The sequence below is a fragment of the Canicola haemoglobinophilus genome, from assembly GCF_002015075.1.
Taxonomy (GTDB): Bacteria; Pseudomonadota; Gammaproteobacteria; order Enterobacterales; family Pasteurellaceae; genus Canicola; species Canicola haemoglobinophilus.
Genome location: NZ_MUXZ01000081.1, coordinates 1 through 986, shown reverse-complemented (window position 1 = coordinate 986; position 986 = coordinate 1). Strand labels below are relative to the sequence as shown.

At 34.4% G+C, this 986-nt stretch carries 2 protein-coding genes; both read right to left on the bottom strand.

Annotation, left to right across the window (positions count from 1 at the left end; all coding sequences use genetic code 11):
- Positions 1-539: Panacea domain-containing protein (locus B0186_RS11455; protein WP_078219590.1), on the bottom strand; the 539-nt coding region annotated here is incomplete at its 3' end.
- Positions 540-648: 109 nt separating this feature from the next.
- Positions 649-831 (bottom strand): hypothetical protein, encoded by a 183-nt coding sequence (locus tag B0186_RS11450; protein ID WP_078219589.1) that lies wholly within the window; start codon positions 829-831, stop codon positions 649-651.
- Positions 832-986: the final 155 nt, after the last annotated feature.

The following is a 986-nucleotide window of genomic DNA, read 5'->3' as shown; positions in this document are numbered from 1 at the left end:
AATTCTTCTAGCTCTTCTAATATAGATTGAATTTGTTCTTTGGTTTTTCCAATATAAGATAGTAATCTCTCAAGCGGTATCTTTTTTGCTCCGCCGTGCGGATTTTCCCATTCTGGGATATATCTAGGGTCATGAGTAAGCTCAACTAAAGTGAAACGATCTAAACTCCCATACTTCTTAAAAACATCATTTAGTATTTCTTCATCTGATAAAGATAACTCACCCCAAAAATATTCATCACTTGTATCAACGTGCTTAGCTAGGCTTACTTGATGATTTTCTTTATCGCTTATCCATTCCTCCCATATACTAGGCAACCTGTTTAATGTTTCTCCACGCATTAAATTTAATGTGTTACTTAATACTGGGCCATACGGCAAAGAATAATAATCATCGCCAGATATTGAACATTCATTTAACTGCCAACTTAATCTATCTGCGAGGTAAAGCAGTTTCATTAGCTTTATATGATGCATTGTGCCACCAGCTTTATATAGTAAATAAGCTGCAGCTTGTGCTGTTTTTGCTTCGTTAAACATTGTTCTATCTGCCTTTGTGTTTTGATGTGGTCTATAAATGTTTTTACTGCTCTTTTATCTCTTTCGGGGAAATTCTGCAAATACCTAGCAAAAAGAACGCCCATTTTTACTATAAAGACATCAGCCACCGATCAAAGTCCTCAAAGTTATCAAAATCAGGAACGTTTACATCTTCGCTATTTACCATTTTTTGCATACGCTCTAAATCATCATTAAAACTAGGCTCATTTTTTTCTAGTTTGTCATCTGCAATAATGGCGTCTTGTGTTGGTGTAATCCTAACTGGTTTCATTGTGTAACCTTTTGCAGTGGTTTTTTATCGCTTAAATATCTACATTTGACAACATTTTATAGTTTGTTTTCTGCTATCCATGTTTCAAAGTAAGGGTCGTTCTATATATAAAACAATCCTTTCTTCTTGTCTATTCGTATTTTTTCGGTTGTGTT

What these genes read in the sequence shown, in the direction of transcription:
- B0186_RS11450 (WP_078219589.1), bottom strand. Translation starts at nt 831, where the DNA reads ATGAAACCAGTTAGGATTACACCAACACAAGACGCCATTATTGCAGAT.